Consider the following 14,102-nt stretch of genomic DNA (forward strand, 5'->3'; position numbering starts at 1 on the left):
ACCGGACCAGAAAGCCCCGCCCGGCCTCCCCACCGGGCGGGGCTTTTCTGTCGTGTTGGAATGTCGCGCCGGCTTAAGATTTCAGGATCGAGAGCAGCGTCGAGGTCGACTTGTAGCTCTTGATCGCGGCGTCCTGGAAATCCTGCGTCCAGTTGGCCGCCTGGCGCTCCTCCGCGCTCATCGAGGAATACTGCTTGAGGATGCCAAGTGAGAACTGGCGCGGATCGCCGGCCGACTGGCTCTGCTTCAGCGCATCGAGCACCGCAAGGCGCGTCCGCGTGTTGAGTTCCTGCTTGGCCGCGAAGGTCTCCTCGGCGGAGAACTTCTTGTCCTGGTTCAGCGAAATCGCCGACAGCGAGCGGTTGTCGAGCGAGGACAAGTCGGCGAGCTGTCCGGTCTTGCGCCTGGCATCGTAGACCAGTTCCTTGCCATGGCTTGCCGCATCGCTCTTCTGCCGGTCGAGGAAAGCGCGCACGTCGCTCGCCACGCTAGAGAAGTCGCGCGTGTTGCCTGTCGTGGGAGACGCGGTCCCTGCCAGCGCGGCCGCGACCGGGTCACCGGCAATTCCGGTCGGCGCCTTGTTCGGATCCTGCTGCGTCGCCTGATAACCCTTGAGCACCGCGGCGCGCTGGCTGGCCCAGGTCGCGGTGGCTTTCTCCTCGTCGCTGGCGCCATCAAGATAATCGAGCGCCGCCTTGTAGCTGACGCTGTAGTCGCCGGTCAGACGCGTGGTCGCCAGCGACGGCGCCAAGGCCTTGTCGAAGCGCTGCTTCAGTTCGGTCGCGGCAACCGCCTGCTCGTCCGGCGTGAACTTGCCGCCATTGTTGGTCGAGATCGCAAACAGCGAGCGGCGATCCAGGGTCGAGAGATCGATCGTGGTCTTGCCGTCGACGATCGGCTTCTTCACCCCTGCGACGGTGTAGAGCCGGTCGAGCGTGACGCGCGCATCATTAGTAACAGTCGCAAAATCCGGTAGCGGCGCCTTGGCGAGCTGCGCGCGGGCGGCATCCGACAGCGTGAGGTTGGTTGCCGCGCTCGATGTCAGGGACGCCGAAAGGTCGCCGGCCGTGCCGTCACTCGACAACGTCGCCGCCAGCGAGGGCGTCGCGGCGGCCCGCGCATAGGCCGAGCCATACTGGGCGTAGGGATTGGGCGAGGTGCCGATCGAGGTCATCGGGGAGGTCCCTGCATTGGCGCGAGGGGCGATTTCTTAAGAAATCGTTGATCCGGCGCGACCTTCGCAGGGCATGGTTAACAAATTGCAAATTGTGTCTAAATATTTCCCCGCCGGAACAAGCGCCCCGATCCGTCAGATGTCCGCCACCCAGCCGTGGCGGCGCTGCTTGTGGACCACGACGGAAGGCGCCGGAAAATCCGGGTCCGCGAACGCACCGACCGCGACCGCAACGAGGTCGGGCATCCGCGCGGGCTCCCAATAGACCGACGACCCGCAATTCGGGCAGAAATGGAACACCACGGAGGAGCCGCTGTCGCCAGGCCTGGTGTATTGCCGCGCCTCGCCCTGCGGCTCGACGTCGGCGCGGCTGAAGAAGGCCGCGATGCCGTAGGTACTGCCGGTTCGCTTCTGACATTCGAGGCAATGGCACAGCGCGACCGTGGCCGGTTCGCCCTGACAGGTCGCGCGAAGCTGTCCGCAGGCACATGTCGCAAGCCGCGTCATTGTCACCTCCTCTTGCTGGCGACCAGACGGTGAATGATCTTGCCGGAGGACGCGCTGACGACTTCCGCGTCGAGCAGCAATTCGGCCGCCGCCAGTTCGGCCCGCACCAGCGCGGTATCGAAGGCGGCATAGAGCCGGCCGTGCGTATCGCGCGCATCGTCGCCTCTGGTGACGCGCCAGCTCAGGTAGAAGATGCCGCCGGGCTTCACGATTTCGAACATGCGGCGCACCGACGGCGCGATCAGCGCGGGATCGAGATGCATGATCACGGTCTCGCACAGCACATTGTCGAAGCTGTTGGCCGCGATCCCTGAGAGTTCCGGCAGCTCGGCGCGCGCAAAGCGCAGCGCCGGATAGCGCGCGCGGGCTTCCGCGAGCAGGCCCTCGGAGGCGTCATAGCCTTCGGCCGGAAAGCCATTGGCGTTGAGCCAGGCGACCTCGCGGCCGCTGCCGCAGCCGATATCGGCGGTTGCGCCGCCCTTGATGAAGAATTGCCCGACGATCTCCTGCAGATCGGTTGGCGCCGGCTGGTCGTGCCAGTCCTGCGCAAACGCCGCCGCCTCCTTGTCGTAAGCGGCGAGCGTTGCGCGGTCCATCGGTCAGCCTTCGATCCTGGAGAAATCCGCCACCGCACGGGTCGCGGCGCGGATCTCGTTGAGCAGCTTCAGGCGATTTTCGCGGACCTTCGGATCGTCGTCGTTGACCTTGACCTTGTCGAAGAACGCATCGACCGCCGGACGCAGCTTGGCCATCGCGCTCATCGCGGCGGCGAAGTCTTCCTTGGCAACCGCAGTGGAGGCCTCGGCCTTCACCTGCTCGATCGCCGCAGCCAGCGCCTTCTCCTCATCAAGCTTGTAGAGCGCGGCATCGGGTGCGCCATCGAAGGTCCGCTTGTCCTTCTTCTCCTCGATGGCGAGGATGTTGCTGGCGCGCTTGGTGCCTGCGAGCAGGTTCTTGCCGTCGTCGCTGTCGAGGAACTTGCCAAGCGCCTCGACGCGGCGGACGACGAGCAACAGATCGTCCTGGCCACCGAGCGAGAACACGGCATCGACGAGATCGTGACGGGCACCCTGGTCGCGGAGCTGAACCTTGAGGCGGTCGGCGAAGAAGCCAAGTAAATCCCGTCCAAGGCTATTAAGTTTTTCGTTAAGGTCAGCAAGCGGCAGACTGATGCCCTCATCGGCTAGGGCTCGAGCGTCAATCGTCAAGTTACCGCTGTAGTTGACGTACCGAGAGACATCACGAACCCGACCGACGATGTCCAGTGTCTTTGCATTTCCGAGGTCGGACCAAACTAAGAATGCCGCGCGCGAGATCGGCCCTCGCAAGGGCATGCGAACCGAATTCTCGATCAAGAGTCTGATTACGCCTAAAGCTGCTCTTCGGAGAGCGAATGGGTCTTTCGATCCGGTCGGCTTCTCGTTGATTTCCCAGAATCCAACCAAGGTGTCGATTTTGTCAGCCAGCGCAACAGCAACGCTTACGGGATTCGTCGGCACACGATCAGACGGTCCCTGTGGCTTGTAGTGCTCTTCGCACGCGGCAGCCACAGAGCCTTCCTCCCCCTGAGCTTCGGCGTAATATTTACCCATCAGCCCCTGCAACTCAGGGAACTCACCAACGACTTCCGTGAGGAGGTCCGTTTTTGCCAACTGGGCCGCACGCGCAGATTTCGTTTGATCCGCGCCAACCCACGGCGCAATCTCGACTGCGAGATCCTGAATACGCCTGATGCGCGCAGCCTGCGTCCCGAGCTTCTCGTGGAACACGATCTGCTCGAATTTCGGCAGCCGATCTTCCAGCCTGGTCTTCAGGTCGGTCTCGTAGAAGAACTTCGCGTCGCTCAGCCGCGGGCGGATCACGCGCTCATTGCCGGCGACGATGGTCTTGCCGCCGTCCGGCGCCTCGATGTTGGCGGTCAGCACGAACTTGTTGGTCAATTTCCCCGTCTTGGGATCCCTGACCACGAAGCACTTCTGGTTGTTGCGGATGGTGGCGCGGATCACCTCATCCGGGATCGACAGGAATTCCTTCTCGAACGATCCCATCATCACCACAGGCCATTCGACGAGGCCGGAGACTTCGTCGACCAGCACCTGGTCCTCGACCAGCTCGAGGCCCTGCGCGAACGCCAGCTCCTTGGCGTCCTCGACGATGATGTCCTTGCGCGCCTGCGGATCGAGGATGACCTTGGCGGCCTTCAGCTTGGCTTCGTAATCCTCGAAGCGCCGCACCGAAATCGCACCCGGCGCCATGAAGCGATGGCCATAGGTGGTCTGCCCGGCCTCGATGCCGTCGACCGAGAACTTGACGATATCGGGCTCCTCGGTCTCAAGACCGAAGGTCGCGGTGATGGCGTGCAGCGGGCGCACCCAGGTCAGCGAGCCAGACTTGGCCGAGCGCGCGCCCCAGCGCATCGATTTGGGCCAGGGGAAGGTGCGGATGATCGCTGGCAGGATTTCGGCGATGACGTCGATCGCAGCGCTGCCCGGCTTTTCGATCAGCGCGATGTAGAAGTCGCCCTTCGCATCCTTCTGGATCTTTGCTTCATCCAGCGACTTGAGGCCGGTCGCTTTCAGAAAGCCCTGCACCGCCGCATCCGGGGCGCCGATCTTCGGGCCGCGACGCTCCGTCTTCAGGTCGGGCTGGCGTGCAGGGATGCCGTGCACGGTCAGCGCCAGGCGTCGCGGGGTCGCGAACGCCTTGGCGCCCTCATAGACGAGGCCTTCGGCGACGAGCTTGTCGGTCACCATGCGGCGCAGGTCGTCCGCGGCCTTGGCCTGCATGCGGGCGGGAATTTCTTCAGAGAACAGTTCGAGGAGAAGATCGGGCATCAGACCGCCCTGCCCGTTTCAGTGTGGATCCAAGCCTCGCCGCAGGCCTTCGCCAAATCGCGGACGCGGGCGATGTAGCTCTGCCGCTCGGTCACCGAGATGACGCCGCGGGCGTCGAGCAGGTTGAAGACGTGACTGGCCTTGATGCACTGGTCGTAGGCCGGCAAGGCCATCAGATGTTCCTTACTGTCGCCGCCCGGGCTCTTAGATTCTTGCCAGCCGGCGGCGAGATATTTGCGGCAGGCCTCTTCCGCCATCTTGAATTGCTCGAACAGCATCGTGGTGTCGGCGTACTCGAAATTGTGCCGCGAATATTCCTGCTCTGCCTGCAGGAAGACGTCGCCATAGGTCACCTTCTCGGCGCCCTCGCGGCCGTTGAAGTTGAGGTCATAGACGCGGTCGACGCCCTGCACATACATCGCGAGCCGCTCGAGCCCGTAGGTGAGCTCGCCCGCAACCGGCGCGCATTCGACGCCGGCGACCTGCTGGAAGTAGGTGAACTGCGAGACTTCCATGCCGTCGCACCAGCATTCCCAGCCGAGCCCCCAGGCGCCCAGCGTTGGGCTCTCCCAATCGTCCTCGACAAAGCGGATGTCGTGGATGGCCGAATCGATGCCGATCGCGGCCAGCGACTTCAGGTACAGGTCCTGAAGGTTCGGCGGCGACGGCTTCATGATCACCTGGAACTGGTAGTAGTGCTGCATCCGGTTGGGATTTTCGCCGTAGCGGCCGTCCTTCGGCCGCCGCGAGGGCTGCACATAGGCCGCGTTCCAGGGCTTTGGCCCGAGCGCGCGCAGCGTGGTCGCGGGATGGAAGGTGCCGGCGCCCATTTCCATGTCGTAGGGCTGCAGGATGACGCAGCCCTGCTCGGCCCAGAATCGCTGGAGGGCCAGGATGAAGCCCTGGAACGAACGTTCCGGGCGCATGTGGTCAGGCAGGGCGTCCATCGTTGGAATCGATCTCGCGAGGGGGTGTGAAAACGCGCGGGACCGTATCGGCGGCGGCCAATGGAATCAAGGCGATGGGGGTGGCGTTCGTCATTCCGGGATGGTCCGAAGGACCAGACCCGGAATCTCGAGATTCCGGGTTCGATGCTGACGCATCGCCCCGGAATGACATGAGTGGCTAGCCCGGGCGATATGCCCCGGTCACGGGGTCCCGGCGCAGGGTCTTGATTTCGCTCGCACGCGAGGCCTCGGCAACGCGGGACAATCGCGCCTCTTCCAGTTCCTGGTTGATCCGGACGGCCGTCTTGTATGCCCAGCGGACCACGGCCAGGCCACCCAGGACGCCTGCGAATGCAATCAGCGGCGGCATCGGTCGATCCTTGTCGTTCACGTCTGTCAGGCCCCCAATGGCCTCATTGTCGCGCAAGGCGGCCTGCGCCGCAATCGCGGTTTTGGGGCTAAATGGCGCGCTCAAATCCCCGTGTTCACAGCCCGAATCTGGCCCAAATTGCCCGTGTTTCCACCGCGGAGATCAGATCGTCCGGCAAGCTCGCGATCCCGTCCAGCGCCGCCATCGAGCCCGCCCCGGGCGCCCTGCGGCCGAGCAGGCCGGACAGCATGCCGCTGGCGGGCGCGATCACCGGAGTCAGCACCTTCTCGCCATAGCGGGCCCGCAGCGTGGCGCGGAGGTCGCCGATGCCGTCGGCAAGCCCGAGGCCAATAGCGGTCTCGCCCGCCCAGTATTCGCCGGTGAACAACTCGTCGTCAGGCCCCTTCAGGCGGCCGCCGCGGCTCTGCTTCACCAGGTTGATGAAGATCGCGTGGATCTCGCGCTGGATCGACTTCAGCCGGGCGACGTCGTCGGGGTTTTCGGGGAGGAACGGATCGAGCATCGCCTTGTGCGCGCCCGCCGTATAGAGCCGCCGCTCGACCCCGATCTTCTTGATCAACCCCTCGAGGCCGAAGCTGCCGCCGACCACGCCGATCGAGCCCAGGATCGAGGACGGGTCGCAATAGATCTCGTCGCCCGCGCAGGCGATCATGTAGCCGCCGGAGGCCGCGACGTCCTCGACGAACACCAGCACCGGCAGCTTCTTCTCGGCCGCCAGTTGGCGGATGCGCAGATAGATCTGGCGCGACTGCACCGGCGAGCCGCCCGGCGAATTGATCACCAGCGCCACCGCCTTGGCATTCCGCGTGCCAAAGGCGCGCTCCAGCATCTTGGCAACGCCGGAGAGCGTCATGCCGGGCCGCAGCGGCGTCACCGCACCGATCACACCCGACAGCCGCACCACCGGCACGACCGCCGTGCCGCGCCGGAAACGTGCCGGCAACATTCCCTGCACGCGATCGAACACTGCCGAACGTCCTCCGGAATGTGCTCCGGAATGGCCTTGGCGATCACTTATTTGTTCACTCATGCCGTTACCTCGGATTAACCACTTTTTATCACGCCACTGTCATTGGATTCCGTGGAACGCGTTTTGCATTTTGTCATCGGGGTTGCAATTCGCGGCGGAGAGGGACTCATGAAGATCTATCTGCTGATTATGCTGATCGGTACGCTCCTGACGGCGATCCGCTTCACATCAAGGCCGGAACGCCAGTCGGAAACGGCTTCGCAGTGATTTAGTGCCAGTGACTCGGGCAGCCCCACCTGCCCGTCAGCGCCGCGCCAGCGGCAATTCTCCCTTTCCAGCCAAGATCTCCTGCACCCATTTATTGGGCACACCTGACTCTTCATTGAGCAACAGCGCGGCATGGAGCCGCGTCGGCGCCCGGCCACCCTTGGTGGCCCGCACCAGGATTCGGATCGCAGGCGACATCCCGTCACCATGAACCGGCAGCAATTCGAGGCTGCCGAAGCCGCGGTCCAGCGCCGCCAGCACGTCGGCAATCCCGTCGGCCCGCCAGATCATCGCAAGCTGCCCGTTCGACTTGAGAATCCGCCGCGCCGCATGGACCCAGGCCGCAAGCGTGGTCGCGGTCGCGACATGGGCGCGCTGGCGGACGCCGTCCGGGGAGGCACGGTGCCGCGACGCATCGTTGAACGGCGGGTTCATCAGCACGACATCGGCGCTGTCGGACGCGAGGCCGGCATGCTCGAAGGCTGCGGCGCCGGCCTCGACGTCGAGCACGATCACGTCGGCCATGATCGCGTTGGCGCCGGCGTTATTCCGAGCAAGCTCGGCCATTGCAGGGTCGATCTCGACCAGGACGAGGTCGATCCCCCTCACCCGCCGCGCCACCGCAAGCCCGGCGGCGCCGACGCCAGCGCCGAGATCGACGACGCGGTCGCCTGACCGGGCCGGCGTCGCCGCGGCCAGCAGGATCGCGTCATGGCCGGCACGGTGGCCGCTGCGGGGTTGCCGGATGCGCAATTGCCCGCCGAGGAATCCGTCTTCGGTGATCTCGGCAGCCGGCGACTGCTTTTTTGACGCGTTTTCTTCACGCGAACCGGGGCCCACTTCGCTTGAAAACGCTCTAGTCATCGGCCCGCAATTCGTGGCCGAGGCCGGCGTCGGTCAGGAGCTGGCGGGCCTCGTGGTTGTCGTCCTCGTGCACCAGGATCCGCCGCGGCAGCACGCCGAGCGAGCCCTCGATGATGCTCATGTTCTGGTCCAGCACCAAATGGTGGATGTTAGCGCTGTCGAGCAGCGCGCCAATGGCGGAGACCAGCACCATGTCATTGGTCCGTACCAATTCCCGCAAAATACGCTCTCCTGTCGCCCCGGCAGTGCAGCGAATGCCTCACATGTCAACAGCTTCGAGGCCTTGCCGCTGCACCGCGCAGTTTCTATTGTTATAGCTGAGCATAATGCGTATTCGGCAAAATTGGAGACCAGCGTGGCGGTTATTGTACCCTTCGAAAGCCCGTCCAATGCTTCGATCGACGGGCTGGTGGGACTTGTCGCCGCCGACATGGAGCGCGTCAACGCGACCATCATTTCGCGGACCGGCTCCGAGGTCACCATGATTCCCGAGGTCGCCAATCATTTGATCTCCTCCGGGGGCAAGCGGCTGCGCCCGATGCTGACCCTGGCGATGGCCCAGCTGTCGGAATACTCCGGCGACGGCCATATCAAGCTCGCCGCCGCGGTCGAGTTCATGCACACCGCGACCCTGCTGCATGACGACGTGGTCGACGAGAGCGAACTGCGCCGCGGCAAATTGTCCGCGCGGATGCTGTGGGGCAACGAGGCCAGCGTGCTGGTCGGCGACTTCCTGCTCGGCCAGGCGTTCCGGATGATGGTCGAGGTCGGCTCGCTGCGCGCGCTCGACATTCTGTCGGCGGCCGCCGCCACCATCGCCGAGGGCGAGGTGATGCAGCTTGCCGCCGCCAAGAACACCGCGACCACCGAGGACGAATATCTCGCCGTGATCAGGGGCAAGACCGCGGAGCTGTTCGCCGCCGCCTGCGAGGTCGGCCCGGTGATCGCCAACCGCCCCAAGGCCGAGCAGACCGCCTGCCGCTCGGTCGGCATGAATCTCGGCATCGCCTTCCAGCTCGTCGACGACGTGCTGGACTATGGTGGCAAATCCGCAAAACTCGGCAAGAATGTCGGCGACGATTTCCGCGAGGGCAAGATCACGCTGCCGGTGGTGCTCGCCTTCCGCCGCGGCAACGATACCGAGCGCAAGTTCTGGATCCGCGCGCTCGAGCGCGGCGAGATCGGAGAGGCCGATCTCGACCACGCGATCGGCCTGATGACCAAGCACCGCGCCCTCGAGGACACCATCAGCCGCGCCCAGCACTACGGCGCGATGGCAGTCGACGCGCTGGCCCTGTTCCCGCCCTCGCCGATGAAGACGGCGCTGGAAGAGGTCGTGGCGTTCTGCCTGGCAAGATCGCACTGAGCTTCGCCAGCCAAACCGCCGCCGCATGAACGGTGTCGTCCCGGCCTAGTGCGCAATCGCGCACGGGGGCCGGGACTCATACTCCGCAGCAGATGTTGTGAGCGGGACTCGTCGTTCCAGCGTCGTTCAACAATCACCATTCGTGGTTATGGGTCCCGGCCTTCGCCGGGACGACATATCGTTTGCGGCCCGGGTGGACCGTCCGGTGCGCGAGCTTCAGCTACACGTCCTGCACGCAGTCGAGCACGGCGTTAAACACGGCTCCGGGAACGTGCACCCGCTCATCGCGATCAAGCGCAGCGAGTTCATCGACGTGCGCATCGGGCTCACGACTGACGATTGCCAGTCGGTCGAAAAAGGCGAGATCGAGTTCGCTGTCGTGCATGCGCATGGCGCCCCAAACGTCCCATGGCAGCATCTCACGATTGTTCAGCGCGCCGATGTCGCGGACGAGATTGCCCGCAATGAACCAAAGTCCGTGCATGTCGAGGATGCCGAAGGCGCCCGGGTCACGGCTCCCGGCACGGCAGAGCGACCAGGCATCGCCGGCGACCAGGAACTGATCTCGCGGCACATCCGCCGCATCGAAGCCGATCCCGAACAGCTCACGCTGCCGATCGTCGATCTGGGAATCGAACAAGACCCAGCATTTCCTGTCTTCGTTCCAGTACTCCGTCACCCAATGGTCGAGGTATTTTCCCGCTTCGAAATAGGCGCCAAACCCGCAACGGGCGCGCGCCGGAATGCCCTGCGTGCGCAACATCGCCACATGAAGCAGCGTGAAGTGCCTGCACACACCGACCTGCCGGTCGCCAACGGCACGTGCCACGGCAAGTGGCCGGGCGTCGCGCGCCACGATTTCACCCAGCATGTCCTCGACGGCGCGGACCTGCGATTGCGCTTGCCGGTCGCCGCCGAGCGTCACCCCATAGGCCGGGGCGATGTGCTGATGGATCAAGAGACCCTGCACCGTTGCCGCAAGCGCACTGGGCCCCCGCGGCAGGCCATCGAACAGAGCGGCGTGACGCCCCGGATCACTCATGGCAACGGGTCTTTCGTATCTGTCGACGTTCATCTGAAGGGTCTCCTGCACGTCTCGCCTCCCGCGCAACCACCACACAAGCCGCTACTCCTTCACCGGCACCCAGATCTCGAGCCCGCCAACGCCGGTCGACGCGTCGAACCTCTCGTCGTAGCGCTCGAAGTTCGGCGCGTCGGCGACCTTCATGCCGGATTGCGGCAACCAGCGATTCCAGATCGTGTTGACCGTGCGGCGGATGGTCGAGATGTGATCCTTGTGGGTGAACACCACATATTTCTGCGCCGGGATGCGGACGCGCGCGAACTCACGCGGCAAGTCGGAGAAATCGGCGACCTCGACGCCCGCGATGTAGTCAAAATTGCCGGCATCGTCGCCGTTGCAGCAGACGCCATAGGCGACATTGCCGACCTGGCGGGGAATGTGCGCGTATTGCTGGTGGAAGCCATGCCACTGGTTCGGAATGCCCGCGGTGCTGTCATTGGCGTGGTTGTAGCGCTCGCCGACACCGGCAACGAGAAACGCCTTGCCGGTGGCGATGCGCGGCGGATCGATGTGATCGAGAGCGGTCGAGATCATGGTGATCGGCTCCTGGAGCTTGAGCGTCGCCAGGCACGTCGTCGCGCGCACCGTCTCCGGCGTGACGCCGAAATGGTCGCGAAACGCGCGGGTGAATGCTTCGTGAGAGCCGTAGTCCGCATCCAGCGCGAGCGTGAGAATATCGGGCGCACCGGCCGCAAGCTCGCGCGCGGCCTCGCTGAGGCGGCGTGCCCGCACGTAGCGCATCACTGAGAACCCGGTCGCCTCCGCGAACGCCCGCACCAGATGGAAGCGCGAGACCCCGGCGACAACAGCGATATCATCGAGCGTCAGCGACGTGCGCAGGTGGCTTTCGATGTACCAAAGCGCCTTCTGGGCTGGATTCATGGACGACGGCCTTCCTGCAAAGCGCCGGCATCATGCACGGCCGCGACGCGCGGCATTTGACAGTCCTTGCTGCGCGCAGCGAAACCGTGGTTCCGCTCCGCAAAATTTTAACCCAAAGCCGTCGCTGGCAACAGCGTTGCAATCGTGCATACTCGCAGTTGCATCGATCCGACGGCTCATCAAGCTGCCCGAAAATCAAGACTGCACGAGCCGCGGCCAGCATGTCAGGGAGGACAATGATGCACCACCAACGCCTGAGCTATGCCAACTGCGTCGCATCAGCGGCGCTTGCCGGACTTTTGACGATCACCGTCGCCGGCGCAGCCAACGCCCAGAAGAAATACGATCCGGGCGCGACCGACACCGAGATCAAGGTCGGCAACATCATGCCCTATTCGGGCCCGGCGTCGGCCTATGCCACGATCGGCAAGACGGAAGCGGCCTATTTCAACAAGCTCAACAGCGAGGGCGGCATCAACGGCCGCAAGGTCAACTTCGTCTCCTATGACGACGGATACAGCCCGCCGAAGATGGTCGAGCAGGCCCGCAAGCTTGTCGAGAGCGACGAGGTGCTCTTGATCTTCAATCCGCTGGGCACGCCGGGCAACACCGCGATCCAGAAATACATGAACGCCAAGAGGGTGCCGCAGCTGTTCGTCTCCACCGGCGCCGCCAAGTGGAACGATCCGAAGAATTTTCCGTGGACCATGGGCTGGCAACCGAGCTACCAGGTCGAAGCGCGCATCTACGCCAAATACATTCTGGAGAAATATCCCGGCAAGAGCATCGGCGTGCTCTATCAGAACGACGATTTCGGCAAGGACTACCTGATCGGCCTGCATGAGGGGCTCGGCGATGCAGCCAAGAAGCTGATCGTCGTCGAATCCTCCTACGAGACCACGTCGCCGACGGTGGATTCGCAGATCGTGCAGATCAAGGGCGCCAACCCCGACATCTTCGTCAACATCGCGACGCCGAAATTCGCGGCGCAAGCGATCAAGAAGGCCGCTGAGCTCGACTGGCATCCGGTCCAGTTTCTCACCAACGTCTCGGTCTCGATCGGCGGCGTGATGAAGCCGGCCGGCTATGAAGCGAGCCAGGGCATCCTGTCCACGCAGTATCTCAAGGACCCCAAGGACACCGAGTGGAAGAACGATCCGGCCATGAATGAATGGCGCGCCTTCATGGGCAAGTGGTATCCCGAAGGCGACCTCGATGATGCGGCAACCGTGTTCGGCTACGGCGTCGCCAAGGGACTGGAGCAGGTGTTGCGGCAATGCGGCGACAACCTCACCCGCGAGAACCTGATGAAGCAGGCGGCCAGCCTCAACTTCGAGATCGGCATCTATCTGCCCGGCACCAAGATCAAGACCGGGCCGGACGACTATGCGCCGATCGAGCAGTTGCAGATGATGCGCTTCAAGGGCGAGAGCTGGGAGCGGTTCGGCCCCGTCATGAGCGGCGAGAAGAACAGCTAAGGGCTTCTCTCCACAACTTTGGGCTTCATGATGCCCGGCCTCGCGCCGGGCATCCACGTCTTCGACACGATTCACCCGCAAGCTTTTTTACAAACAAGGGTTGGCATGGCCGGAACCCGGCGAGCCGAAGCGACATTGTGCTTCTGGCAAAACTGTCCGGTCATCACGACATCCAGGCACATCCTGCGATCGGAAGGACAACAACAATGAAAATCACCGACGTCCGCGCCCACCATATCCGCATTCCCTATGACGCAGGCCCTGCGAGCTTCCGCCAGGGCGCATCCGCGATCTCGGCGCTCGACATGGTGCTGGTCGAGGTGTCGACCGATGCCGGCCTGACCGGCTGGGGCGATGCCTTCGCCTATGTCTGTCCGAAGACGAGCTGCACGGCGGTGGCCGAGATGATCGCGCCGCAGGCCCGCGGCCTCGAGGTGCCGGACGCCGCCCAAATTCCCGCCGCGATGGAGCAGATCCAGCGCAATCTGCATCTGTTCGGCCGCTACGGCATCACGATGTTTGCGATCTCGGCGCTCGACATCGCGCTATGGGACCTCGCCGGCAAGGTGAAGGGCGTGCCGCTGCATCAACTGATCGGCGGCGCGAAGCGCAGCACGATCCCGGCCTATGCGAGCCTGATGCGGATCGGCAATCCCGGCCACATCGCCGCCGAATGCAAGAAGGCGATCAAGCTTGGCTATTCCGCGATCAAGCTGCACGAGACCACCGTGCCTGCGGTATCAGCCGCGCGCGAGGCGATCGGCCCCATTGTGCCGCTGATGGTCGACATGAACTGCCCGCTGGACGGGCCGGCCGCGATCCAGTTCGCGCGCGACTGCAAGCAGGCCGCGCCGATGTTCCTGGAGGAGCCGGTCTGGCCGCCGGAGGATTTTGCGACGCTGGCGGAAGTACGCAGGGAAGGCCGGCTCGATATCGCCGCCGGCGAGAACGCCTGCACCGTGCATCAATTCCGCCAGATGATGACCGCAGGCGCCGTCAGTCACGCGCAGCCGTCGGTGATCAAGGTCGGCGGCGTCACCGAATTCCTGCGCGTCGCCGTGCTCGCCGACGAGTTCGGCGTCCAGGTGATTCCGCACTCGCCCTATTTCGGTCCGGGCTTCCTCGCAACGCTGCATCTGATGGCGATCCGCGACGCGGGGATGATCGAGGTGTTCTTCATGAAGCGCCCCGCCTGCCTGTGGGGCGACCGCATCGACGTCGATGCCAAGGGCCACGTCGCCGTGCCGCAGGGCCCCGGTCTCGGCTACGAGCCGGATCGCGACGTGATGGAGAAGTATCGGGTGGCTTGACCAGCCCGTTTCTCGCCACCGTCATTGC

General features: G+C 64.2%; 14 protein-coding genes. 3 read left to right on the forward strand and 11 right to left on the reverse strand.

What is annotated here, in order from left to right; genetic code table 11:
* Positions 1-73: 73 nt before the first annotated feature.
* From QMZ05_RS03085 to QMZ05_RS03125, 9 genes are all read right to left on the reverse strand, one after another.
* Positions 74-1,174 carry a hypothetical protein gene (locus tag QMZ05_RS03085; protein ID WP_353699431.1) on the reverse strand — a complete coding sequence of 367 codons (1,101 nt, stop codon included), beginning with the start codon at positions 1,172-1,174 and terminating at the stop codon, positions 74-76.
* 135 nt (positions 1,175-1,309) lie between these two features.
* A complete protein-coding gene (locus QMZ05_RS03090; RefSeq protein WP_353699432.1) occupies positions 1,310-1,681 on the reverse strand; it encodes a GFA family protein in 372 nt (123 codons plus the stop codon).
* Positions 1,682-1,683: 2 nt separating this feature from the next.
* Positions 1,684-2,277 carry a class I SAM-dependent methyltransferase gene (locus tag QMZ05_RS03095; RefSeq protein WP_353699433.1) on the reverse strand — a complete coding sequence of 198 codons (594 nt, stop codon included), beginning with the start codon at positions 2,275-2,277 and terminating at the stop codon, positions 1,684-1,686.
* 3 nt (positions 2,278-2,280) lie between these two features.
* Positions 2,281-4,515 carry a glycine--tRNA ligase subunit beta gene (gene glyS / locus QMZ05_RS03100; RefSeq protein ID WP_353699434.1) on the reverse strand — a complete coding sequence of 745 codons (2,235 nt, stop codon included), beginning with the start codon at positions 4,513-4,515 and terminating at the stop codon, positions 2,281-2,283.
* Positions 4,515-5,462 carry a glycine--tRNA ligase subunit alpha gene (locus tag QMZ05_RS03105; RefSeq protein WP_353699435.1) on the reverse strand — a complete coding sequence of 316 codons (948 nt, stop codon included), beginning with the start codon at positions 5,460-5,462 and terminating at the stop codon, positions 4,515-4,517. The genes glyS and QMZ05_RS03105 overlap by 1 nt, the downstream gene beginning before the upstream one ends.
* A gap of 178 nt (positions 5,463-5,640) precedes the next feature.
* Entirely contained in the window at positions 5,641-5,832 is a 192-nt protein-coding gene (locus QMZ05_RS03110) for a hypothetical protein (protein ID WP_021080015.1), read from the reverse strand.
* A 115-nt stretch (positions 5,833-5,947) separates the two neighbouring features.
* Positions 5,948-6,883: a S49 family peptidase gene (locus QMZ05_RS03115; protein WP_353699436.1), complete on the reverse strand. Its 936-nt coding sequence runs from the start codon at positions 6,881-6,883 to the stop codon at positions 5,948-5,950.
* Positions 6,884-7,126: 243 nt separating this feature from the next.
* Positions 7,127-7,954: a methyltransferase gene (locus QMZ05_RS03120; protein ID WP_353699437.1), complete on the reverse strand. Its 828-nt coding sequence runs from the start codon at positions 7,952-7,954 to the stop codon at positions 7,127-7,129.
* A complete protein-coding gene (locus tag QMZ05_RS03125; RefSeq protein ID WP_026193157.1) occupies positions 7,947-8,174 on the reverse strand; it encodes a DUF2007 domain-containing protein in 228 nt (75 codons plus the stop codon). The genes QMZ05_RS03120 and QMZ05_RS03125 overlap by 8 nt, the downstream gene beginning before the upstream one ends.
* A gap of 135 nt (positions 8,175-8,309) precedes the next feature.
* On the opposite strand from QMZ05_RS03125, the gene QMZ05_RS03130 reads away from it, so the two are divergent.
* Entirely contained in the window at positions 8,310-9,320 is a 1,011-nt protein-coding gene (locus tag QMZ05_RS03130) for a polyprenyl synthetase family protein (RefSeq protein ID WP_353699438.1), read from the forward strand.
* 220 nt (positions 9,321-9,540) lie between these two features.
* Here the strand turns inward: QMZ05_RS03130 and QMZ05_RS03135 are convergent, their stop codons facing one another.
* Both QMZ05_RS03135 and QMZ05_RS03140 read right to left on the reverse strand, forming a co-directional pair.
* On the reverse strand, positions 9,541-10,413 hold the full coding sequence (locus QMZ05_RS03135) for a transglutaminase-like domain-containing protein (RefSeq protein ID WP_353699439.1): 873 nt from the start codon (positions 10,411-10,413) through the stop codon (positions 9,541-9,543).
* Between the two features lie 33 nt (positions 10,414-10,446).
* Positions 10,447-11,286 (reverse strand): AraC family transcriptional regulator, encoded by an 840-nt coding sequence (locus QMZ05_RS03140; protein ID WP_353699440.1) that lies wholly within the window; start codon positions 11,284-11,286, stop codon positions 10,447-10,449.
* Positions 11,287-11,522: 236 nt separating this feature from the next.
* On the opposite strand from QMZ05_RS03140, the gene QMZ05_RS03145 reads away from it, so the two are divergent.
* Both QMZ05_RS03145 and QMZ05_RS03150 read left to right on the forward strand, forming a co-directional pair.
* Entirely contained in the window at positions 11,523-12,764 is a 1,242-nt protein-coding gene (locus QMZ05_RS03145; RefSeq protein WP_353699441.1) for an ABC transporter substrate-binding protein, read from the forward strand.
* 206 nt (positions 12,765-12,970) lie between these two features.
* Complete coding sequence (locus QMZ05_RS03150) at positions 12,971-14,074, forward strand: mandelate racemase/muconate lactonizing enzyme family protein (protein ID WP_353699442.1); 1,104 nt, start codon at positions 12,971-12,973, stop codon at positions 14,072-14,074.
* The last annotated feature ends 28 nt before the right edge of the window (positions 14,075-14,102 follow it).

This window comes from Bradyrhizobium sp. INPA03-11B, from assembly GCF_040446015.1.
GTDB classification, from domain to species: Bacteria; Pseudomonadota; Alphaproteobacteria; order Rhizobiales; family Xanthobacteraceae; genus Bradyrhizobium; species Bradyrhizobium macuxiense_A.

What these genes read in the sequence shown, in the direction of transcription:
- QMZ05_RS03085 (WP_353699431.1), bottom strand. Translation starts at nt 1,174, where the DNA reads ATGACCTCGATCGGCACCTCGCCCAATCCCTACGCCCAGTATGGCTCG.
- QMZ05_RS03090 (WP_353699432.1), bottom strand. Translation starts at nt 1,681, where the DNA reads ATGACGCGGCTTGCGACATGTGCCTGCGGACAGCTTCGCGCGACCTGT.
- QMZ05_RS03095 (WP_353699433.1), bottom strand. Translation starts at nt 2,277, where the DNA reads ATGGACCGCGCAACGCTCGCCGCTTACGACAAGGAGGCGGCGGCGTTT.
- glyS (WP_353699434.1), bottom strand. Translation starts at nt 4,515, where the DNA reads ATGCCCGATCTTCTCCTCGAACTGTTCTCTGAAGAAATTCCCGCCCGC.
- QMZ05_RS03105 (WP_353699435.1), bottom strand. Translation starts at nt 5,462, where the DNA reads ATGGACGCCCTGCCTGACCACATGCGCCCGGAACGTTCGTTCCAGGGC.
- QMZ05_RS03110 (WP_021080015.1), bottom strand. Translation starts at nt 5,832, where the DNA reads ATGCCGCCGCTGATTGCATTCGCAGGCGTCCTGGGTGGCCTGGCCGTG.
- QMZ05_RS03115 (WP_353699436.1), bottom strand. Translation starts at nt 6,883, where the DNA reads ATGAGTGAACAAATAAGTGATCGCCAAGGCCATTCCGGAGCACATTCC.
- QMZ05_RS03120 (WP_353699437.1), bottom strand. Translation starts at nt 7,954, where the DNA reads ATGACTAGAGCGTTTTCAAGCGAAGTGGGCCCCGGTTCGCGTGAAGAA.
- QMZ05_RS03140 (WP_353699440.1), bottom strand. Translation starts at nt 11,286, where the DNA reads ATGAATCCAGCCCAGAAGGCGCTTTGGTACATCGAAAGCCACCTGCGC.
- QMZ05_RS03145 (WP_353699441.1), top strand. Translation starts at nt 11,523, where the DNA reads ATGATGCACCACCAACGCCTGAGCTATGCCAACTGCGTCGCATCAGCG.
- QMZ05_RS03150 (WP_353699442.1), top strand. Translation starts at nt 12,971, where the DNA reads ATGAAAATCACCGACGTCCGCGCCCACCATATCCGCATTCCCTATGAC.